This is a genomic window from Serinicoccus shuyuelongi, assembly GCF_045032955.1.
Taxonomy (GTDB): Bacteria; Actinomycetota; Actinomycetes; order Actinomycetales; family Dermatophilaceae; genus Ornithinicoccus.
Genome location: NZ_JBJFZU010000002.1, coordinates 866,991 through 887,599 on the forward strand (window position 1 = coordinate 866,991; position 20,609 = coordinate 887,599).

The 20,609-nt window shown below is 73.1% G+C and carries 21 protein-coding genes; 15 read left to right on the forward strand and 6 right to left on the reverse strand.

Annotated features, from left to right (window positions below; translation table 11 throughout):
- Window positions 1-11: 11 nt before the first annotated feature.
- From ACI3EY_RS04365 to ACI3EY_RS04385, 5 genes are all read left to right on the forward strand, one after another.
- Window positions 12-914 carry a F0F1 ATP synthase subunit gamma gene (locus ACI3EY_RS04365; RefSeq protein ID WP_405035915.1) on the forward strand — a complete coding sequence of 301 codons (903 nt, stop codon included), beginning with the start codon at window positions 12-14 and terminating at the stop codon, window positions 912-914.
- Between the two features lie 18 nt (window positions 915-932).
- A complete protein-coding gene (atpD, locus tag ACI3EY_RS04370) occupies window positions 933-2,390 on the forward strand; it encodes a F0F1 ATP synthase subunit beta (protein WP_405035916.1) in 1,458 nt (485 codons plus the stop codon).
- Window positions 2,391-2,588: 198 nt separating this feature from the next.
- Window positions 2,589-3,920 carry a uracil-xanthine permease family protein gene (locus tag ACI3EY_RS04375; protein WP_405039549.1) on the forward strand — a complete coding sequence of 444 codons (1,332 nt, stop codon included), beginning with the start codon at window positions 2,589-2,591 and terminating at the stop codon, window positions 3,918-3,920.
- Window positions 3,921-3,968: 48 nt separating this feature from the next.
- Window positions 3,969-4,247: a F0F1 ATP synthase subunit epsilon gene (locus tag ACI3EY_RS04380; protein ID WP_405035917.1), complete on the forward strand. Its 279-nt coding sequence runs from the start codon at window positions 3,969-3,971 to the stop codon at window positions 4,245-4,247.
- Window positions 4,248-4,255: 8 nt separating this feature from the next.
- On the forward strand, window positions 4,256-4,729 hold the full coding sequence (locus ACI3EY_RS04385; RefSeq protein WP_405035918.1) for a DUF2550 family protein: 474 nt from the start codon (window positions 4,256-4,258) through the stop codon (window positions 4,727-4,729).
- On the opposite strand, the gene ACI3EY_RS04390 is transcribed toward ACI3EY_RS04385, so the two are convergent.
- Together ACI3EY_RS04390 and ACI3EY_RS04395 are read right to left on the reverse strand one after the other, a co-directional pair.
- A complete protein-coding gene (locus ACI3EY_RS04390; RefSeq protein ID WP_405039523.1) occupies window positions 4,717-5,352 on the reverse strand; it encodes a cob(I)yrinic acid a,c-diamide adenosyltransferase in 636 nt (211 codons plus the stop codon). The two genes, ACI3EY_RS04385 and ACI3EY_RS04390, sit on opposite strands and share 13 nt — an antisense overlap.
- Window positions 5,353-5,389: 37 nt before the next feature.
- Window positions 5,390-6,916, reverse strand: a complete 1,527-nt coding sequence (locus tag ACI3EY_RS04395) for a gamma-glutamyltransferase (RefSeq protein ID WP_405039524.1) — start codon at window positions 6,914-6,916, stop codon at window positions 5,390-5,392.
- A gap of 72 nt (window positions 6,917-6,988) precedes the next feature.
- Between ACI3EY_RS04395 and ACI3EY_RS04400 the strand changes: the two genes are divergently transcribed.
- A complete protein-coding gene (locus tag ACI3EY_RS04400; RefSeq protein ID WP_405039525.1) occupies window positions 6,989-8,611 on the forward strand; it encodes a DUF6056 family protein in 1,623 nt (540 codons plus the stop codon).
- Here the strand turns inward: ACI3EY_RS04400 and ACI3EY_RS04405 are convergent.
- From ACI3EY_RS04405 to nucS, 3 genes are read right to left on the reverse strand one after another with little or no spacing between them, the layout of a single operon-like run.
- Entirely contained in the window at window positions 8,586-8,984 is a 399-nt protein-coding gene (locus ACI3EY_RS04405) for a GtrA family protein (protein ID WP_405035922.1), read from the reverse strand. The two genes, ACI3EY_RS04400 and ACI3EY_RS04405, sit on opposite strands and share 26 nt — an antisense overlap.
- A complete protein-coding gene (locus ACI3EY_RS04410; protein WP_405039526.1) occupies window positions 8,977-9,924 on the reverse strand; it encodes a glycosyltransferase family 2 protein in 948 nt (315 codons plus the stop codon). The genes ACI3EY_RS04405 and ACI3EY_RS04410 overlap by 8 nt, the downstream gene beginning before the upstream one ends.
- Window positions 9,925-9,963: 39 nt before the next feature.
- Window positions 9,964-10,659, reverse strand: a complete 696-nt coding sequence (gene nucS / locus ACI3EY_RS04415) for an endonuclease NucS (protein ID WP_405035924.1) — start codon at window positions 10,657-10,659, stop codon at window positions 9,964-9,966.
- 82 nt (window positions 10,660-10,741) lie between these two features.
- On the opposite strand from nucS, the gene ACI3EY_RS04420 reads away from it, so the two are divergent.
- From ACI3EY_RS04420 to ACI3EY_RS04430, 3 genes are all read left to right on the forward strand, one after another.
- Window positions 10,742-12,379, forward strand: coding sequence for a 3-hydroxybutyryl-CoA dehydrogenase (locus ACI3EY_RS04420; protein WP_405035925.1), 1,638 nt, complete (start codon window positions 10,742-10,744; stop codon window positions 12,377-12,379).
- Window positions 12,380-12,494: 115 nt separating this feature from the next.
- The gene (locus ACI3EY_RS04425; protein ID WP_405035926.1) at window positions 12,495-12,716 is read left to right on the forward strand and encodes a hypothetical protein; all 222 of its coding nucleotides are present in this window, start codon (window positions 12,495-12,497) and stop codon (window positions 12,714-12,716) included.
- A 75-nt stretch (window positions 12,717-12,791) separates the two neighbouring features.
- A complete protein-coding gene (locus tag ACI3EY_RS04430; protein WP_405035927.1) occupies window positions 12,792-13,658 on the forward strand; it encodes a GNAT family N-acetyltransferase in 867 nt (288 codons plus the stop codon).
- A gap of 7 nt (window positions 13,659-13,665) precedes the next feature.
- On the opposite strand, the gene mce is transcribed toward ACI3EY_RS04430, so the two are convergent.
- Window positions 13,666-14,163 (reverse strand): methylmalonyl-CoA epimerase, encoded by a 498-nt coding sequence (gene mce / locus ACI3EY_RS04435; protein WP_405039527.1) that lies wholly within the window; start codon window positions 14,161-14,163, stop codon window positions 13,666-13,668.
- Window positions 14,164-14,235: 72 nt separating this feature from the next.
- On the opposite strand from mce, the gene ACI3EY_RS04440 reads away from it, so the two are divergent.
- The 6 genes from ACI3EY_RS04440 to ACI3EY_RS04465 all read left to right on the forward strand — a co-directional run bounded on the left by ACI3EY_RS04440 (window position 14,236) and on the right by ACI3EY_RS04465 (window position 20,582).
- Entirely contained in the window at window positions 14,236-15,768 is a 1,533-nt protein-coding gene (locus tag ACI3EY_RS04440; protein WP_405039528.1) for an amidohydrolase, read from the forward strand.
- Window positions 15,769-15,847: 79 nt separating this feature from the next.
- On the forward strand, window positions 15,848-17,053 hold the full coding sequence (locus tag ACI3EY_RS04445; protein WP_405039529.1) for an acetyl-CoA C-acetyltransferase: 1,206 nt from the start codon (window positions 15,848-15,850) through the stop codon (window positions 17,051-17,053).
- A complete protein-coding gene (locus tag ACI3EY_RS04450) occupies window positions 17,050-17,595 on the forward strand; it encodes a GNAT family N-acetyltransferase (protein WP_405039530.1) in 546 nt (181 codons plus the stop codon). Before ACI3EY_RS04445 ends, ACI3EY_RS04450 begins: the two co-directional genes overlap by 4 nt.
- A gap of 5 nt (window positions 17,596-17,600) precedes the next feature.
- Window positions 17,601-18,566 (forward strand): prolyl aminopeptidase, encoded by a 966-nt coding sequence (pip, locus tag ACI3EY_RS04455; protein WP_405035944.1) that lies wholly within the window; start codon window positions 17,601-17,603, stop codon window positions 18,564-18,566.
- A gap of 7 nt (window positions 18,567-18,573) precedes the next feature.
- Window positions 18,574-19,329, forward strand: a complete 756-nt coding sequence (locus ACI3EY_RS04460) for a DUF1353 domain-containing protein (protein ID WP_405035932.1) — start codon at window positions 18,574-18,576, stop codon at window positions 19,327-19,329.
- A gap of 56 nt (window positions 19,330-19,385) precedes the next feature.
- Window positions 19,386-20,582 (forward strand): hypothetical protein, encoded by a 1,197-nt coding sequence (locus ACI3EY_RS04465; RefSeq protein ID WP_405039531.1) that lies wholly within the window; start codon window positions 19,386-19,388, stop codon window positions 20,580-20,582.
- The last annotated feature ends 27 nt before the right edge of the window (window positions 20,583-20,609 follow it).

A 20,609-nucleotide genomic window follows, 5' to 3' on the forward strand; every position in this document is an offset into this window, starting at 1 on the left:
AGAGGCGAGATATGGGAGCGCAGCAGCGGGAGTACCGCCAGCGCAGCCGGTCCGTCCAGTCGACGAAGAAGATCACGCGAGCCATGGAGCTCATCGCGGCGTCCCGCGTGGTCAAGGCTCGGCAGCGGGTCGTCGAGACGACGCCTTACGCTCAGGCGATCACGCAGGCCGCGGCCGCGGTGGCGTCCCACTCGGACGTGGACCACCCGATGACCATGAAGCGGGAGAACCCACGACGGGCAGCGGTACTGATCATCAGTTCCGACCGCGGCCTCGCAGGCGCCTACTCCGCCAACGTGCTCAAGCGCAGCGAGCAGCTGCGTGAGCTCCTCGAGGACGAGGGCCTGGAGGCGGTGTCCTTCCTCGCCGGCCGGAAGGCCGAGGGGTACTACCGGTTCCGCAACCGTCCCTTCGAGGAGTCGTGGAGCGGGTTCTCCGACTCGCCGACGTTCGACGCGGCGGACGAGATCGCCGACCGGGTCATCGGTGAGTTCACCAAGGGCTCGGACGCAGGTGGGGTCGACGAGCTGCACCTGGTCTACACCCGGTTCGTCAACATGGTGACCCAGGAGGTGCAGGTCACCCGGCTGCTGCCGCTGGAGATCGTCGAGCAGGACACCAGTTCGAGCGATGGTGAGCTGTTCCCGCTCTACGAGTTCGAGCCGAACGCCGAAGAGGTGCTCGACGAGCTGCTCCCGCGCTACATCAAGTCGCGCATCTGGAACGCCCTGCTGCAGTCCGCCGCATCGGAGCTCGCGGCCCGTCAGCGCGCGATGAAGTCGGCGACGGACAACGCCGAGGAACTCATCAAGACGTACACCCGGCTGGCGAACCAGGCTCGCCAGGCCGAGATCACCCAAGAGATCAGCGAAATCGTGGGCGGCGCCAGCGCCCTCGCCGACGCCAAGAAGTGAGAGGGAAGCACCCAAGCCATGACTGCTACCACTGACGCTCCCACCGCGGAGCAGACCCAGGGCGCTGTGGGCCGGCTCGCCCGGATCATCGGCCCGGTCGTCGACGTCGAGTTCCCCCCCGGTCAGATGCCGGCGCTCTACAACCTGCTCAAGACGCAGGTCGAGCTCGGTGGGGAGTCCCGGACAGTGAACCTGGAGGTCGCCCAGGACATCGGCGACAACATGATCCGCGCCATCTCCCTGCAGCCGACCGACGGCCTCGTCCGAGGCGGTCAGGTGCAGGACACCGGTGGTCCGATCACCGTGCCCGTCGGGGATGTGACACTGGGGCGGGTCTTCAACGCCACCGGTGACGTCCTCAACCTGCCCGAGGGGGAGACCCTCGAGGTCACCGAGCGCTGGGGCATCCACCGTGGCGCACCGGCGTTCGACCAGCTGGAGCCGCGGACCCAGATGTTCGAGACCGGCATCAAGGTCATCGACCTGCTGACGCCCTACGTGCAGGGTGGCAAGATCGGCCTGTTCGGTGGGGCGGGGGTCGGCAAGACGGTGCTCATCCAGGAGATGATCGCCCGTGTCGCCCGCGACCACGGTGGTGTGTCGGTCTTCGCCGGCGTCGGGGAGCGGACCCGTGAGGGCAACGACCTCATCGTCGAGATGGAGGAGGCCGGGGTCCTCGGTCAGACCGCGCTGGTCTTCGGCCAGATGGACGAGCCGCCGGGCACCCGTCTCCGGGTGGCCCTGTCCGCGCTGACGATGGCGGAGTACTTCCGCGACGTGCAGAAGCAGGACGTGCTGCTCTTCATCGACAACATCTTCCGGTTCACCCAGGCCGGCTCCGAGGTCTCGACGCTGCTGGGCCGGATGCCTTCGGCGGTGGGTTACCAGCCCACCCTGGCGGACGAGATGGGCACCCTGCAGGAGCGGATCACCTCGACCCGTGGTCACTCGATCACCTCGATGCAGGCGATCTACGTCCCCGCGGACGACTACACCGACCCGGCTCCGGCGACCACCTTCGCCCACCTGGACGCGACCACCGAGCTGTCGCGCCCGATCGCGTCGATGGGTATCTACCCGGCCGTGGACCCGCTGACCTCGACCAGCCGGATCCTCGACCCGCGGTACATCGCCAAGGACCACTACGACACCGCGGTGCGGGTCAAGTCCATCCTGCAGCGGTACAAGGAGCTGCAGGACATCATCGCGATCCTCGGTATCGACGAGCTCTCCGAGGAGGACAAGATCCTCGTCGGGCGTGCCCGTCGCATCCAGCGGTTCCTGTCGCAGAACACCTACGTCGCCAAGCAGTTCACCGGCATCGAGGGTTCGACCGTGCCGCTGTCCGACACGATCGAGGCCTTCACGCGGGTCGCGGACGGCGAGTTCGACCATCTGCCCGAGCAGGCCTTCTTCATGTGCGGTGGCCTCGACGACGTCGAGCGCCAGGCCGCCGAGCTGGAGAAGAACAGCTGAGGCGTCCCTGACGGGACCCACGACGGGCCGGCACCCCCACGGGTGCCGGCCCGTCGGCATACCCCCTCCCTCGCCATTCCTCGGTGGGGCTGGGGGCAGCCACGGGCGACGCCCGGTCGGGGGTAGGCTCCTCAGCGGCCCGCCGGGCATCAGGAGCACCCGGGCCGTTCCGAAGACACAGGGGAGACCTGCATGGGTATGTGGAGCGTGCACGGCAACGGGTACCGGATCGGGCCGGGGCAGGTCGTCGGGCCCCGCGAACGGCTCGCCTGGGTGCCGACCATCGGCATCGGGATGCAGCACGTGGTGGCGATGTTCGGCGCCGCCTTCCTGGTCCCGCTGATCACCGGCTTCCCGCCGAGCACCACGCTGCTCTTCAGCGGCGTCGGCACCCTCCTCTTCCTCATCATCACCGCCGGGCGGGTGCCCTCATACCTGGGCTCCAGCTTCGCCTTCCTGGCCCCGATCGCCGCGGCCCAGGCCGAGCACGGACCGGCGGGGGCCCTCGGCGGCGTGGTGATGGCGGGTGTCGTGCTGGCCCTGGTCGGAGCCCTCGTGCAGGTCGTCGGGCACGGGTGGGTGAGCCGGCTGATGCCGCCGATGGTCACCGGTGCGATCGTCGCGCTGATCGGGCTGAACCTTGCCCCGGCCGCCTGGGGCAACGTGGAGCAGGCGCCGGTCACCGCCTTCGTGACCTTGCTGGCGATCCTGCTCAGCGCGGTCCTCTTCCGCGGGCTGCTCGGACGCCTCTCCATCCTGCTGGGGGTGCTGGTCGGCTACGCGACGGCCCTGCTCCGCGGGGAGGTGGACCTCACCCCGGCCCGGGAGGCCGGCTGGATCGGTGCCCCGGAGCTGATGGCGCCGGAGTTCCACCTGTCGGTGGCCGGTCTCTTCCTGCCGGTGGTGCTGGTCCTGGTGGCCGAGAACATCGGCCACGTGAAGTCGGTCGCCCAGATGACGGAGGACTCCTCCGACGCGCTCGACCACATGCTCGGGCGCACGTTGATGGCGGACGGCCTGGCCACCACCCTGGCCGGCGCCGGCGGTGGCTCGGGGACCACCACCTACGCCGAGAACATCGGGGTGATGGCGGCGACGAAGGTCTACTCCACGGCGGCCTACTGGTTCGCCGGCCTCACCGCGGTGGCGCTGGCCTTCCTGCCGAAGTTCGGGGCGCTCATCCAGACGGTGCCGGTCGGGGTGCTCGGCGGTGCCGCGACGGTCCTCTACGGGATGATCGGCGTCCTCGGCTTCCGGATCTGGGTCGAGCACCGGGTCGACCTCGGCGACCCGATCAACCTGGCGACCGCCGCGGTGGCCCTGGTGGTGGGGATCGCGAACTACACCTGGAGCCCGGGCGGACTGTCCTTCGAGGGCATCGCCCTGGGCACGGCCGCGGCGCTCCTCGTCTACCACGGTATGCACGCGGTCAACCGGGTGACCGGCGCCGTGTCCGGGGAGGACCACCTGCAGGTGGGCGCCCCGAGCAGGCGCGGCCAGGAGGTCGACCGCGCGTCCTGGGACGCCTGAGCAGGCCGGTAGAATGTGTCAGACGTCAATCTCGAAGGGACCCAACTCGTGAGTGCACTCAAGGTCGAGCTCGTGGCCGCTGACCGCAAGGTCTGGGAGGGCGAGGCGCAGATGGTCAGCGCCCGCAGCGTCGACGGCGACATCGGCATCCTGCCCGGGCACGCCCCGGTGCTCAGCGTGCTGGTCGCGGGCGAGGTCCGGATCGAGACCGGGGGGAGCACCGAGTCCGTCACCATCGACGGCGGGTTCCTGTCCGTCGACCAGGACCGCGTGGTGGTCGTGGCCGACCGCGTCGACGCTGGCCAGCTGGCCGCCGCGGCCCGCTAGGTCCGCGCTTGAGCGAGAGTCTGCTCCTCGTGCTGATGGCCGCCGTGGGTGGCCTGGTCATCATGGGGTTCGGCCTGTTCGCCTTCCGGGTGGCGGGGGAGCGTGGTGCCACCTGTCCGCCGATGCCCGCGGCCTTCCGCGCCCGCCCCGCTGCCGGGTCCGCCGCTGCCGGGACCGCAGACGGGACCGCCGCCGACGTGCCGTGGCGCCGCGGCACGCTGCGCTTCACCGAAGACCGCCTGGCCCTCAAGGGGCCGGGCGGTCTTGCTGCCGGTCCCTGGGTCCGGGGCAACCTGGACCTGGGCGTCGCGGGCCCGCTAAGGGCGGAGGATGCGGCGGCGTTGGGCCGTGGGGGTCTGATCCGGGTGCCGGTGAGCTACGGCACAGCCCGGTTCGAGCTGGCCCTCGGCGAGCAGCACTACACGGCGCTGCGCTCCTGGGTGGAGGCCGTCCCGCCGGGTTGGAACTCTCAGGTCGCCTGAGGGTCGCGCTGCTCCCGGCCTCCGCCGGGGGTCCACAGCACGTCACCGTCGCCGACCTTCGCGGCGACGCGGGCCAGGATGAAGAGCAGGTCCGAGAGCCGGTTGAGGTAGGTCGCGGTCAGCGGGTTCACCCCGCCCTCGCCCTTGCCGGCGCCGTCGCCGGCGGGCTGGTCGCCGTAGGCCTCCAGCGCCTGCCAGGTGGAGCGCTCCGCACGACGGGCCACGGTGCGCGCCTGGTGCAGCAGAGCCGCACCGGGGGTGCCGCCCGGCAGGATGAACGAGCGCAGTGAGGGCAGGTCCGCGTTGTAGCGGTCGCAGTCGGCCTCGAGCTCGGTGACCCACTCGGCGCGGACCCGCAGCGGCTCCCACTCGTAGCTGGAGCGCAGCGGCATGCACAGGTCGGCGCCCACGTCGAAGAGGTCGTTCTGGATCCGGGCCAGCGTCTCCTGCACCTCCACGGGCAGGTTGCCGCAGGCGGTCGCCACCCCGATCACGGAGTTGGCCTCGTCGGTGTCGGCGTAGGCGGCGAGCCGGGCGTCCGTCTTGGAGGTTCGTCCGTTGTCCCCCAGCGCGGTGGTGCCGTCGTCGCCGGTGCGGGTGTAGATCCGGGTGAGGTTGACCATCTCCGCATGCTCCCACGGATACCCGGGCGTCGGCCGCTCAGGTCACCAGCGTCGCCGCCACCCGCCGGTCGTCGGCGGCCGCGGTCAGCGCACCCCCCGCGTCGCGCAGCGAGGCGCCCACCCCGCCGAAGTACATCGACGACGGGGGGTGCTCGAAGCGGTCCAACCCGGCGGCGTCCAGCGCGGCGGCGATCTGCGCGTCCTGCTCGTGGTCGATCCGGGTGCTGCCGTCGGTCAGCCGCCGTGGGTGCATCCGCGGCCGGTCGATGGCGTCCTGCAGGTCGGCGCCGTGCCGGGCCATGTGGGTCAGCACCTGGGCCAGGGCGGTGGTGATGCGGTCCGCCCCGGGGGTGCCGACGGCCAGCACCGCGCCGTCGTCGCGGCGCGCCGTGGTGGGCGCCATGTTGGACGCCAGCCTGACCCCGGGCTCCAGGGCGTGCAGTCCCAACCGGTTCAGCTCCAGCTCCCCGAGCGAGTTGTTGGCGACCAGCCCGGTGCCCTCGATGGTCATCCCGGAGCCGTAGCCGGCGGAGGCCGTCAGCGCGCAGGCGGCGCCGTCCTCGTCGACCACCGACACGTGCGCGGTGGACGGCGAGGTGGGCAGCCCGGTCGCTCCGATCCGGTGCAGCGTGGCCAGCAGCTCGGCGCCGGCCGCCTCCAGGTCGGCGGCGGTGTCGATCCGGTCCAGGCGGATGTCGAGCACCTCCTGCAGGATGCGCGCCACCTCGGCCGGGTCCAGCGCGCCCGGGGTGGCGGCGAGCAGGCGCAGCAGCGCCGTGAGCACGGGCCCGCCGATGGAGGGCGGTGGGTTGCACGCCAGGTCCCACGGGCCCAGCCGGCTGCGCAGGGCGCTGCGCACCACCGGCTGGTATGCCTCCAGGTCGGCGAGCGTGAGCAGCCCGCCGCGGCGCCGCATGTCCGCGTCGATGGCACGGGCCACGTCACCGCGGTAGGCGCTGGCCGCACCGTGCGTGCCGAGGTGCTCCAGGGTGTCCGCCAGCTCGGGGGCGAGCACCCGGTGCCCGACCTGCGGCGCCCCGCCGTCCGCGGTGAGCTGGGCCCGGGTCGCCGGGTCCCAGGCCAGGATCGTGTCGGTGACCAGCACCAGGTAGGACTGGGCGGTGCGGCTCAGCGGGAAGCCCGACCGGGCCACGTCGGCCGCCGGCTGCAGCAGCTCGGCCCAGGGGGCCCGACCGAAACGCTGATGGGCCCAGCCCATCGCGGCGAGCATCCCGGGCGTCGCGACGGAGCCGGGCCCGACGTAGGTGACCATGCCGCCGCCGTAGTCCGAGGCCGCCTCGATCAGGCCCTTGCCCCGGACGTCGGCGCTCATCGCCCGCCCGGGCATCTCGACGTTGCCGTCGACCACCAGCGGCTCCTGCCCGGGCTGCCACACGTTGACGAAGCACCCACCGAGCGTGGAGATGACCCCGGGCTCGGTCACCGTGGCGGTGAGCATGGCGGCGATCGCCGCGTCCACCGCGGTGCCACCCTCGGCCAGCGCGTGGGCGGCGGCCTCGGTCGCGTAGGAGTTCGGTGCGGCGATCGCGGCTCGTCGGGTCACGGGCACGATTCTGCCCCAGCACCGTGGTGGCGCGGGGGTGCCGGGCGCGCGGGTCTGGCACAGTGGCCCTCGATGAGCCACCACGCCCCGTCACGCAGGTCGGCCCGCGCGCTGCCCGTGGCGCTGGCGGTGGCCCTCGCCCTCTCGCTGCTCGGCTGGTCCCTGGTCGTCCGGCATGCCTTCCCGCACGGTGACGACTTCCTGCACGCCACCGCCGGTGCGGAGCCGGGTGACGTGCGCACCCTTCCCGGCTGGCTGGCCTCCTGGTCCTTCGACCACGGCTACCGCAACGGGCGGGCCGCGGACGCGGTGGCCCGTCTGGTGCTGGCCACCGGGCGCACCGGCGCCGCAGTGGTGGCGGTGCTGGTGATGGTGCTCACCGGACTGGCCTCGTGGGCCTGGGTGCGGCGCGCCGCGCCCGGCACGCATGCCCTGCCCCTGTGGGTGGTGCTCGGGGCCGGCGTCCCCTTCCTCGCCGTCCAGGGGGCACCCCGGCTCACCGGGGAGGGCATCCTCTGGGTCTCGGGGCTGGCCAACTACGCCCTGTCCACGCTGGCCTTCCTGGTCGCGGCTCTCGCCGTCAGCGGCCTGCTCCCGCGCCGGCTGACCTGGTGGGTGCTCCCGGTGGTCGTCTACGCCCACCTCGGTCACGAGGTCGGCGCGGTGGCGACCGCGGTGGTGACTGTGCTGGCGCTGCTCCTGCGCCGCCCGGCGGACCCGGCCCGGTGGGCCGCGGTGGGCGCGTCCGGGGTGGGTTTCGTGCTGCTGGTCACCGCGCCCGGGCTGTGGCGCCGCACGGAGGAGACGGAGCTTGCGCTGCCGCTGCTGCAGGCGCTCTCGCGCACCACCGTGCTCTTCGCGTCGATGACGCTGTGGTGGTGGCTGGCGCTGGGGACGCTGGCGGTGGCCGGGATCCTGCTGCAGGGTCGGCGGCCGCGGGCGGTGGTGCTGCTCGCGGGCAGCCTCGCCTGGGTGGTGCTGTGGCTCGTCCAGCGGTCCTGGCCGGTCATCTCGGCCCTGTGCGCGGACCCGGACACCGGCGTGCCGACGGCGCCGGTGGCGCTGGCCTCGGTGCTCGGGGCGGCGACGCTGGTGGCTGCGGTGCTGGTGCTGGTCGTGCAGGCGTGGGGGGCGGACCGGGCATACCCGGTGGTGTCGATGACGGGGGCCGCCGTCATCGCCGCGGGGGTGCCGATCGTCGCGTCGGTGTGCGGGGAGCGGGCCTACTTCCTGCCGATGACCGCGCTGGTGCTGGCCACGGTCTGCGCGTTGCGCCTCCTCGTCGACACGGCCCGGGAGCGCTCACCGGGCGCCCGCCCGGCGGCCGGTGCGTCGGTGCTGGTGGTGCTGGCCCTGCTGGCGACCCTGGTGCTCTCCGCCGGCTACGTGATGCGCGCCTCGGACGCCGCGGCCGCCAACGCGGCCGGCTACCGCACGTTCCTCGCGCAGGTGGACCGGGCCCGCGCCACCGGGCAGGGGCAGGTGGTGGTCCCGGACCTGGCCGAGCCCTCCTGGGCCTACGCCCGCGGCTTCTACCTGCGCCGGTATGCCTGCGACATCCGGCACTTCTACGGCCTGCCGGACGGGGTGGTGCTCACCGACTCCTCCGGCCGGGAGCGGGACGTGACCGAGGAGACCACCGGCTGCACGACCACCTGGCAGCGCACCCTCAGCCGCGCACCGGAGGGTCGCTGAGCTGCTGCGGCTCACGTCCCGAGGTCAGCACGAAGCGGGTCAGCAGGAAGGTCAGCGGCACCGCGGCGATGCCCATCACGAGGGTGGCATACCGCTCGTCGACGTCCACCGCCTCGACCAGCAGCACCGCGCCGACGGTGGTGAAGCCCAGGTTCACCAGGGTGGTCAGCGGGTAGGCCAGGAAGCGGCGCCAGGTGGGCCGCACGCCGAAGGTGAAGCGGCTGTTGGCGAAGAACGAGAAGACGACCGCGAGCGCCCAGGCCAGCAGGTGCGCCCCGACGTAGGGCAGGGCCAGCAGGAACACCCGGTAGAGCAGGTAGTAGACCAGCGTGTTGGCGACCCCGACCAGCGCGAAGCGCAGCAGGCTAGTCATCCTCGTGCCCCGGCGACTCGATGACCTCGTGCACCAGGTAGGCCGGGCGCGCCTTCACCTCCTGGTAGATCCGGCCGATGTACTCACCCATCACCCCGACCGCCAGCAGCTGGATCCCGGAGAGGCCGGTGATCACCGCGATCGTGGTGATGTAGCCAGGGACCGTCACCCCGTTGACCAGGTACCCCACCAGCAGCACCGCCAGGTAGCCGACCGCGGCCAGCGCGGCCCAGCCGCCCAGGTGCATCAGCAGCCGCAGCGGCCGGCTGTTGAACGCCAGCGCCCCGTCGATGCCGTAGTTGAGCAGCGAGCGCAGCGTCCAGCCGGAGCGTCCGGCGCCGCGCTGCACGTTGCGGTAGCTCACCGTGCCGGTGGGGAAGCCGACCCAGGAGAAGAGGCCCTTGGAGAAGCGGTTGCGCTCCTGCAGCTCGAGCACGGCGTCGACGACGCGCCGGCTGAGCACCCGGAAGTCACCGACCCCGTCCTGGATCCGGACCGACTCGATCAGGCCGTTGACGAGCCGGTAGTACAGCCGGGAGAGCAGGGAGCGCACCAGCGGGTCGTCGGTCCGGTCGCGGCGGGCCACGACCTGCTCGACGTCGGTGCTGACCAGCATCGTGTACATCGGCACCAGCAGCTCCGGGGGGTGCTGCAGGTCCCCGTCCAGGATGGCGACCGCCTCCCCGCGGGCGTGCCGCAGCCCGGCCAGCATGGCGGCCTCCTTGCCGAAGTTGCGCGAGAGGCGCACCACCCGGACCCGGGGGTCGGTCCCGGCGAGCCCCCGGGCCACCGCCAGGGTGTCGTCGGAGCTGCCGTCGTCGACCAGCAGGAACTCCACGTCGACGCCGAGCGTGCTGGCCGCGGCGCAGGCCTGCTCGTGCAGCTCGACCAGGTTGTCCGCCTCGTTGTAGCAGGGGACCACGAGGGAGAGAGCGGGCATACGGGCCAGGCTACGTCAGAGGGGTGTGGCGGCCGGGGCTCAGAAGAGCCGTGCCCCCGCGTCGTCCAGGCCGCGCAGCGCCTCGTAGTCGAGGGTCACGCAGCGGATCCCCCGGTCGGTGGCCAGCACCCGGGCCTGCGGCTTGATCAGCTGGGCGGCGAAGACGCCCTGCACGGGGGCCAGGTGCGGGTCCCGGTTCAGCAGCTCCAGGTAGCGGGTCAGCTGCTCCACCCCGTCGATGTCACCGCGCCGCTTGATCTCCACCGCCACCGTCGCCCCGTCCCGGTCCCGGCACAGGATGTCCACCGGTCCGATGGCGGTGGGGTACTCGCGCCGCAGCAGCGTGTAGCCCTCGCCGAGGGTGGCGATGTGCTCGGCGAGCAGCGCCTGCAGCTGCGCCTCGACGCCGTCCTTGACCAGGCCGGGGTCGATCCCCAGGTCGTGGCTGGTGTCGGAGAGCACCTCGTGGATCTTCACCCGCAGGGTGTCGTCCCGCTTGCCGTGGGCCACCCGCCAGACGGTCCTCACCCCCTGCTCGACCTCCACCTCGTCGGGCGCCGTCTCGGCCATCGAGCACGGTGGCGCCATCCAGTTCAGCGGCTTGTAGGAGCCGCCGTCGGAGTGGACGAGCACCGAGCCGTCGGCCTTGACCATGAGCAGCCGGACGGCGAGGGGCAGATGGGCCTCGAGGGCCCCGTGGTAGTCCACGGAGCAACGGGCGATCACGACACGCACGCCGGCCAGCGTAGCCGCCCGGGTGGTCGGTCGAGGCCCGCACCCGTCGTGCGTCCTCGCCCGGTGATGAGAGGATCGAGGTATGCGCGAGATCACCACTGTCGGAGTCATCGGGCTGGGCACCATGGGTGCCGGCATCGTCGAGGTGTTCGCCCGTGGCGGCCTGTCCGTCGTCGGGGTGGAGACCTCCGAGGAACTCGTCGAGCGGGGCCGCGAGATCCTGCGGGCCTCCACCGACCGGGCGGTGAGCCGGGGGAAGCTGGACGAGGCCGGACAGCAGGAGATCCTGTCCCGGATCACGCTCACCAGCGACCTGCAGGAGCTGGCCGACGCCGGCCTGGTGGTGGAGGCCGTGCCGGAGGTGATGAGCATCAAGCACGCGGTCTTCACCGCGCTGGACGACATCGTGGCCCCGGAGGCGGTGCTGGCCTCCAACACCTCGAGCCTGTCGATCACCGAGATCGCGGCCGGCACCCGGCACCCCGAGCGGGTCGTCGGCCTGCACTTCTTCAACCCGGCCCCGGTGCTGCGGCTGGTGGAGGTCATCACCACGCTGCGCACCGAGCCCGACCTGGTGGACGAGCTGGTGGCGCTGGCCGGGCGGATCGGCAAGGAGCCGGTCGTCATCGGTGACCGGGCCGGCTTCGTCGCCAACTACCTGCTGTTCGGCTACTTCGTCTCGGCGCTGCGGATGCTGGAGCAGGGGCACGTGTCCCGGGAGGACCTGGACACCGCGATGCGGGTCGGCGCCGGGCTGCCGATGGGGCCGTGCACGCTGATGGACCTGGTCGGCCTGGACGTGTGCCACCACATCGGTGACGTCATCTACGCGCACAGCCGTAGCCCGATGCACGCCCCCAGCTCGATGCTGCATCGGATGGTCACGGCCGGGCTGCTCGGTCGCAAGAGCGGCCGCGGCTTCTACACCTATCAGCGCCCCGGCAGCGGCACCGTGGTCGACGACGGCAGCGCCGACGCAGCGACCGCGGAGCGGCCCCCGCTCGAGGCGGTCGGCGTGCTCGGCGCCGGCACCGTCGCCGACGAGCTGGTCGCGCGGCTGCGCGAGGGCGGGTATGCCGTCACCCACGTCCCGGACCCGGCCGAGAGCACCGACCTGGAGCAGCTGTCCGGGGTGGGCCTGGTCATCGAGGCCGCCAACGCGGACGCCGCCGACGCCACCGACGACGACCTGTGGGAGCGGCTGGGTCAGGTGCTGACCCCGGGCGCGGTGCTCAGCACCGTGAACGAGGAGGCGGCGGTCGCGCTGGGCGCGCTGTCCGGACGGCCCGGACAGGCCGCGGTGATGCGCATCCACGCACCGACCGGCAACGGGCAGGTCGTCGAGATCGGCCGGTCCAGCGCCACCGAGGAGGGCACGGTCGCGCTGCTGCGCGAGGTGGTGACCCGGATCGGCGCCGAGCCGGTCGTCTGCCGGGACCGCGCCGGCCTGGTGGTCGACGCCCTGCTGATGCCGCACCTCAACGACGCCGTCCGGATGCTCGACGAGGGGTATGCCGGGGTGGACGACATCGACCGCGCGCTGCGCTTCGGCCTGGGCTACCCGGTGGGGCCGTTCGCGATGATCGACCGGATCGGCGCCGACGAGGTGCTCACCGTCTGCGAGGAGCTCAGCGCCTCCTCGGGGATGCCGGCCGAGGCGGTGGCCCCTTCCCCGCTGCTGGTCGAGCACGTGCTGCTGGACCGCACCTTCACCGGCTGAGACGGTGCCCCGATCGAACCGGCCGCGGCGCGGGGGCCGACCCCGGTCGCGGGGGTCCCGTGGTGCCGGACCCGAGACCGGTCAGGCGGGACCGCGTGCCGGTGGGCAGTCCCGGGTGACCTACGCCGGTCAGGTCTGGTCGGTGCGCCAGGTACGACCCAACGACAGCGGACGGGCATACCGGTGCCCGGGCTGCCAGCAGGAGGTGCGGGCGGACGTGCCGCACACCGTCGCCTGGCCGGCCGAGGGGATGCAGCAGGAGGAGAACCGGCGGCACTGGCACAGCGTGTGCTGGTCCGCGCGGGACCGGCGACGCCCGGGCGGCTCCTTCGCCTGATCGGGCCGCCGCGGGCCGCGACGGCCGGCGGGAAACCGGTCGTGCCTGATGTCCCGCGTGCCTACCCTGGGAGCCATGGACATCATGGCGGCGACCCCCGACCAGGTGGCGGAGGCGCTCGCGCTGATCGTGGCGCGGCAGGGCGACCCGAGCACCGCGTGCTCCTACCTGGGGACCGAGCCGGAGAGCATCCGTGCCGAGCTCGAGGACCTCGACCAGCCGTGGACGCAGACCCTGCGCGTGGCCACCGACGCTGGCACGGTGACCGGCGCCGTCGTGGTCGAGCACGACGAGGAGGAGACCGGCCGCAGCTGGATCCAGGGTCCGTGGACCACGGACCGGCAGGCCTGGGAGCGGCACGCGGCCGACCTCGTCCGGGCCGCGGTGGAGCTGACCCCGGCGGGGGTGCAGCGCCACGAGCTGTGCGCCTCGCCGCGGCACCGGGCGATGGCGGCGCTCGCCGAGCAGCTCGGGTGGCGGGCGACCGACGTCAGCATCGCCTACGTGGCCCGCTCCACCGCGGGTTGGCCGGCCTCCCCTGCGCACGTGCGGGGGGTAGGGCCGCAGGACCTGGAAGCGCTGCGCGCGCTGCACGAGGCCTCCTTCCCGGACACCTACGCCACCGCCAGGGCGCTGCTCGAGGACGCGGCGCGCACCACGATGGTGAGCCTGCACGAGGGCTCCGTGCAGGGGTATGCCTCCGGCGAGGTCCAGCCGGACGGTGCCGGCTACTTGGACTACCTGGCGGTGGCACCGGAGCACCGCGGGCGTGGGGTGGCCGGTGGGTTGCTCACCGCGGTGGGGTCCGACCTGCTGGACCGGTCCCCGCAGGGTGACGTCAACCTGACCGTCGTCGACAGCAACGCCCCGGCGATCGCCCTCTACGAGCGGTTCGGCTTCGTCCGGGACGCGGAGCTGGTGGGCTACCGCTCCTGGGTCTGAGCGGATCTCAGCCGGCCGGCTCCACCAGCTCGACCAGCACCCCGCCGGCGTCCTTGGGGTGGATGAAGTTGATCCGCGACCCGGCGGTGCCCCGGCGCGGCTCGTCGTAGAGCAGCCGCAGGCCGCGGCCGCGCAGCAGCGCGCTGGCCGCGTCCAGGTCGTCGACCCGGTAGGCGAGCTGCTGCAGGCCCGGGCCGTGCCGCTCCAGGAACCGGCCGATGGCCGAGTCCGGGTCGGTGGGGGAGAGCAGCTGGATCATCGCGGCGGGCGGGCCGTCACCCTGCTGCTGCCCCTGACCCCGGTCCGGACCGACGGCGATCATCGCCTCCCGGACGCCCTGCTCGGCGTTGGTCTCCTCGTGCACGAGCCGGTTGCCGAGCACGTCCCGGTGGAAGGCGATCGCGGCGTCCAGGTCCGCGACGGCGATGCCCACGTGGTCGATGCCCAGCAGCAAGGGCGCCAGCACGCCCGCGGGCTGGTCCTGCGTCACACCCAGATCCGTCATGGGGCCACCGTAGGCCTGTCGCGGTGAGGTCCCGGCGCAGCGGGGCCGGGATGTCGGCGCTAGCATCCCGGCATGAGCGACCTGGTGCTGCGCGACGTCCGCGTCGTCGCGCTCGACGACGAGACCTCCGACGAGCCGGTGGACGTCCTGGTCCGGGCCGGTCGGATCGCGGCCGTCGGCCCCGGCCTCGAGGTGGGCGGCGACGGCGACGGCGAACTCGTCCCCGAGGTGGCGGGTGAGGGCAGGTACGTCATCCCCGGCCTGTGGGACAAGCACGTGCACATGGCCCAGTGGGGGTTGAGCCAGACCCGGCTCGACACCGGCGGCACGGCGAGTGCCGGCGAGGTGCTGGCCCGGGTGCAGGACCGGCTCGCCTGGGGGTTCGACAACCCCACCGGGGTGCTGGTGGGGTGGGGGCACCGGACCGGACGCTGGGACCGGCAGCCGACGGTGGCCGAGCTGGACGCGGTGACCGGAGCGGTCCCGGTCGCCCTGATCAGCGGCGACTGCCACCACGGCTGGCTCAACACCGCCGCCCTGCGGATGCTCGGCGGGCCGGAGACGGACAAGGTGGTGGCCGAGGCGGAGTGGTTCCCGCTCTACGACCGGCTGGAGCGGCTGCCCGGCGCCGGGGAGGAGTCGGAGTTCGCCGTCGCCCGAGCCGTCCAGGACGCGCACACCCAGGGCGTGGTCGGCATCGTCGACCTGGAGTTCGGCCGGCCGTGGGAGCAGTGGCGCCACCGCAGCGCCGAGGGGATGCCACCGCTGCGGGTGCGGACCGGGGTCTACCCCGAGGGCCTGGACACGGTCGTCGCCGCGGGGCTGCGCACGGGCGACCCGATCGGCGCCACCGACGGGTTGGTCACCATGGGCCCGCTCAAGGTGATCACCGACGGCTCGCTCAACACCCGCACCGCGTGGTGCTGCCAGCCGTACGCCGACGGCCACCTGCTGGAGCTGCCCTCGGGGGCGGCGAACCTGCCCGCCGACGAGCTGCAGTCGCTGCTCACCCGGGCCCGTGGCGCCGGCCTGGAGACGGCGCTGCACGCGATCGGCGACGCCGCCGTCAGCGCGGTGCTGGACGCCTTCGCCGCGACCGGGGTCTCCGGATCCGTCGAGCACGCCCAGCTGGTCGACCCCGCCGACGTGCTCCGGTGGGCCGCGCTGCCGCAGCGGGTGGTGGCCAGCGTGCAGCCGGCGCACCTGCTGGACGACCGCTCCGTCACCGAGCAGTGCTGGCCGGACCGCACCGACCGCACCTTCATGCTGCGCAGCTTCCTGGACGCCGGGATCGAGCTGGCGCTCGGCTCCGACGCCCCGGTCGCACCCCTGGACCCGTGGCTGGCGATGGCGGCCGCGGTGCACCGCGGGCCCGAGGGCGGGGAGAGCTGGCACCCGGAGCAGGAGATCGGTCCCCGGGACGCGCTGGCCGCCGCGGTCGACGGGCAGCGGGTGCGGGTCGGCGACCGGGGCGACCTTGCGCTGCTGGACAGCGACCCGCTGGGGGAGGCCGGGGACCTCACCTCCGCCGAGCGGGCGCGTCGGCTGCGGTACACCGTGGTCAGCGCGACCGTGCTCGCCGGGACGCTGGTCCACGGCGGCTGAGCGGGGCCAGGGACGCCTCGGCCGGGCGGATACAGTGACCGGACCGGACGAACCCACCACCGCCGCTGGAGGAGAACCCATGCCCGAGCCCACCACCTCTGTCCTCGTCGCTGGCGCGCGCACCCCGATGGGGCGCCTGCTCGGCTCGCTGTCCACCCTGTCCGGGGCCCAGCTCGGGGGCGCCGCGATCGCCGGTGCGTTGGAGCGTGCGGGCGTCTCCGGCGACCAGGTCGACTACGTGATCATGGGCCAGGTGCTCACCGCCGGCGCCGGGCAGATCCCGGCCCGCCAGGCGGCGGTGGCCGGAGGCATACCGATGGACGTGCCGGCCCTGACGATCAACAAGGTCTGCCTGTCCGGGATCGACGCGATCGCGCTCGCCGACCAGCTGGTCCGCGCCGGTGAGGTGGACATCGTGGTGGCCGGGGGCCAGGAGTCGATGAGCCAGGCGCCGCACCTGCTGGAGAGGTCGCGCACGGGCTTCAAGTACGGCGACGTCACGATGCGCGACCACATGGCCCACGACGGCCTCTGGGACGCCTTCACCGACCAGGCGATGGGCAACCTCACCGAGGCGGCCAACGCCGGCGACCAGGCGCAGGAGTTCACCCGGGCCGAGCAGGACGCCTTCGCCGCCCGCAGCCACCAGCTGGCCGCCGCAGCGGCCGGTTCGGGGGTCTTCGACGAGGAGGTCGTCCCGGTGCGGATCCCGCAGCGCAAGGGCGACCCGGTCGAGGTCACCGCCGACGAGGGCATCCGCCCCGACACCACTGTCGAGTCGCTCGGCCGGCTGCGCCCCGCCTTCTCGCCCGAGGGCACCATCACCGCCGGCTCGGCCTCGCAGATCTCCGACGGCGCCTGCGCGGTCGTGGTCATGAGCCGGGCCAAGGCGGAGGAGCTCGGGCTGGAGTGGCTGGCCGAGATCGGCGCGCACGGGATGGTCGCCGGGCCGGACTCCACCCTGCAGAGCCAGCCCGCCCGGGCCATCGCCGCGGCCTGCGCCAAGGAGGGTCTGCAGCCGGCCGACCTCGACCTGGTGGAGATCAACGAGGCCTTCGCGGCGGTCGGGCTGGCCTCCACCCGGGAGCTCGGCCTGGACCCGGAGCGGGTCAACGTCAACGGCGGGGCGATCGCGCTGGGGCACCCGATCGGTATGTCGGGGGCCCGGATCCTGCTGCACCTCGCCCTGGAGCTGCGCCGCCGGGGTGGCGGCACCGGTGCCGCGGCGCTCTGCGGCGGTGGTGGGCAGGGTGACGCCCTGATCGTGCGGGTGCCGGCGTCGTGAGCGGCGCGGACGCAGCGGGCCCCGCCGACGGGTACGAGCTGCGGGAGCCCCGCCCCGCGGACGTGGACGCCTGCACCGAGCTGCACGCCCGGATCTGGCGCGAGACCTACCGCGGGATCATGCCCGACGAGGTCGTGGACCGGCTCAGCCCGGAGGGCTTCCGGCCGACCTGGGAGAGGGTCGCGCAGGCATACCAGCAGGGCACCGTGCCGCAGGACGGCCGGGCCTTCCGGGTGGCCTTCATCGACGGTGAGCCGGTCGGGTTCGGGATGACCGGCCCCGCGCTGGACGACGACCCGCCCGCACCACGGCAGGTGTATGCGCTCAACGTGGCCCCCGAGCACCAGGGCACCGGCCTGGCGCAGCGGCTGCTCGCCGAGGCCTTCGGTGACGGTCCCGGCTATCTCTGGGTGGCCCGCGGCAACGACCGGGCCGTCCGCTTCTACGAGCGCCACGGCTTCGTGCTGGACGGCACCGCCGCGGAGGACCGGCACGACGGGCTCACCGAGCTGCGGATGGTGCGCGCTACCGTCGAGGGGTGAGCGAGCTGCGGACCTTCTACCCCGAGATCGAGCCCTACCGGACCGAGATGCTGCCCGTCGGGGACGGGCACGAGCTCTACCTCGAGCAGTCCGGCAACCCCGACGGCAAGCCCGTCGTCTTCGTGCACGGCGGCCCCGGCAGCGGGACCAGCCCGAAGCAGCGCCGGGTCTTCGACCCCGAGCGCTACCGGATCGTGCTGCTCGACCAGCGGATGGCGGGACGCTCCACCCCGCACGCCAGCAGCACCCTGGACGAGCAGCTGTGGGCGACCAACACCACCGCCCACCTGGTCGCCGACCTGGAGCGGGTCCGGGAGCACCTGGGCATCGAGCGCTGGCAGGTCTTCGGTGGCTCCTGGGGCTCCTGCCTGGCCCTGGCCTACGCGCAGGCGCACCCGGGACGGGTCACCGAGCTGGTGCTCCGCGGGATCTTCACCCTGCGCTCCGGCGAGCTGTCCTGGATGTACGAGCGCGGGCACCTGGAGCACGTCTACCCCGACCACTGGGCCGATTTCGTGGCGCCGGTGGCACCGCACCGGCGCCACGAGATGCAGCTGGCCTACCACGAGCTGCTCTTCGACCCCGATCCCGCGGTGCACGTCCCGGCGGGACAGGCGTGGAGCGGCTGGGAGTCGAGGGTCATCACCGTGCTGCCCGACGGGCAGGGGTACGCCAAGGCCACCGAGGCCGCCCAGGCGGTCGCCTTCGCCCGGATCGAGAACCACTTCTTCGTGCACGGCGGTTTCTTCCGGGAGGGCTCGCTGCTGGACCGGGCGCACCTGCTGGCCGGGATCCCGACCGTCATCGTCCAGGGGCGGCTCGACATGTGCACCCCGGCACGGACCGCCTTCGACCTGGCGGCCCGGCTGCCGGACGCCGAGCTGGTGGTGGTCCCGGACGCCGGGCACGCCTTCTCCGAGCCCGGCACCCTGGACGCGCTGGTGCGCACCACCGACCGGTTCGCACGCTAGGGGTCGCGTGGGGGAGTTCTTCGACGTCGACGACGGTGGGCCGCTGCGGCTCGAGCTGCGCAGCGTGGACGGCCGGGACTTCACCCTGCTGCGCAGGGTCGGCTACCTCACGCCCGAGTACGACGAACCCTTCGTGGTGCCCCGCGACCAGGAGGCCTTCGCCACCGACCTCGCCTCGGTCCCGCACCTGTTCACCTGGCTGGTGCCCAAGAGCGGGGAGTTCCTGCCCGCCGCCGTCCTGCACGACGCGCTGATCCACCCCGGCGACTACGACGGGCCCAGGGTGGAGCGGCACGAGGCGGACCGGATCTTCCGGGTCGCGATGGTCCATCTTGGCACCGGTCGGGTGCGGGCCTGGCTGATGTGGGCGGCGGTGACGGTGGGGACGCTGTGGGCGAGCAGGGACCTGCGCAAGCGCACCCAGCTGGTGGCCTTCCTCGGCATCATCACGCTGGTCGGCACCCTGGCCACCCTCGACCTGCTCGGGGTCACTTCGGTGATGCCGTGGATGGGAGGTCCCTGGCCCACCGAGCTCGCCCTGGGGGCCGCCTTCGCGGTGGCCATCCCCACCGTGCTGTCGGTGGGCTGGGGTCGCTACTGGAGGGCGGGGGTCATCATCGGTGTGTCGCTGGCCCTGCTGCTGCACGTGACTGCGGTGCTGCTGCTGATCTACGGGCTCTACCTGACCCTGGAACGGCTGGTCAGCGGGCCGGCGGACGCGGACGGGGTGCGGGTCCGGGACCGGCGCCGGGAACACCGATGACCATCCTGGGAAATCACTGATTTCGCCGGGGCCGTACCGGTGTTTACCATTTCGTTATGAAGATCTCCCGTATGACCCTCGCTGCGACCCTGAGCTCGGCCCTCGTCCTGGCCGCGTGCTCGGGCGACGAGGGAGGCGACGGCGCCACCGACCCGGCCGCCGGTTCCGAGGCCGCGACGAGCTCCGCCGACCCCGCGATGCAGACCGGTGGGACCACCGACACCGGTTCCGCCACGTCCGACACCGCCGACGCCGGGGACGACACCGGCGCCACCACCGCTGCCGGTGACGACGCCGCCACCACCTCCGAGGCCGGGGCTGACGACGACGACAGCACGGTGGCGATGACGACCGACGAGACCAGCGGGGCCGTCACCCTCGAGGTCGCGGAGGAGGCCGCCGAGCAGGTGCTCACCGCCCGGGTCGAGGCCGACCAGGGCGACGGCGAGGACGTCCAGGAGGCGCAGGAGGCCTCCATGGTCGGCACCGTGCTCACCGCCCACCAGGCCGCGGACCGCCTCGAGGGCGTCTCCGGCGAGCCGGCGGAGGTGGACCTGGAGGAGAACCCGGTCGAGCCCAACGTGCTGGCCGTCAGCCGGGAGGACGGCGAGGAGCCGGTGCTGGTGCTCGTGCAGACCGTCCCCGAGGACGGCGTGCCGTGGCTGCACCTGCTGAGCAGCGACAGCGGCGACGTCGACGACTTCCGGATCGGTTGGGAGGCGCGGATGCTGCCCGGCACCGAGGTGCCCAGCTTCGACTCCCGCTCCACCGGCAGCCCGGTGCTCCGGTCCGGTCAGGGAGACCTGACGATGGAGCCGCGCGCGCTGCTGCGCTCGCTGGCGGCGTACACGGCATACCCGCAGCCGGAGGACGTCCCCGACTACCGCACGCACGGGTACGCCCCCTCGGTCCGCTACGCCGCCGAGGACCAGGCCGAGGCCGTGGACGGCCAGGCCACCCTCGAGGAGAAGAACTGGCTCGTCTCCGACGACACCCGCACCCTGCTCTTCGAGGACGGCAGCGCCTTCGTGATGGGGTCGCTGCTGCGGGACACCCGCTTCACCGTGAACTCCGGCAGCGAGCTCACGCCGCCCGACGCGTTCCGGGTCTTCCAGGACAGCGAGGTGCTGACCGAGCAGGCCACCCTGCGCACCTCGGTCTTCGTCGGGATGCGGCTGCCCTCGGAGGACGTCGGCTTCAAGCCCGAGATGATCGCGGTGCAGGAGCAGCTCGTCGACGCCTGGGGCGAGTGAGCCCCGCACCCTGTCCGGGCGGCCACG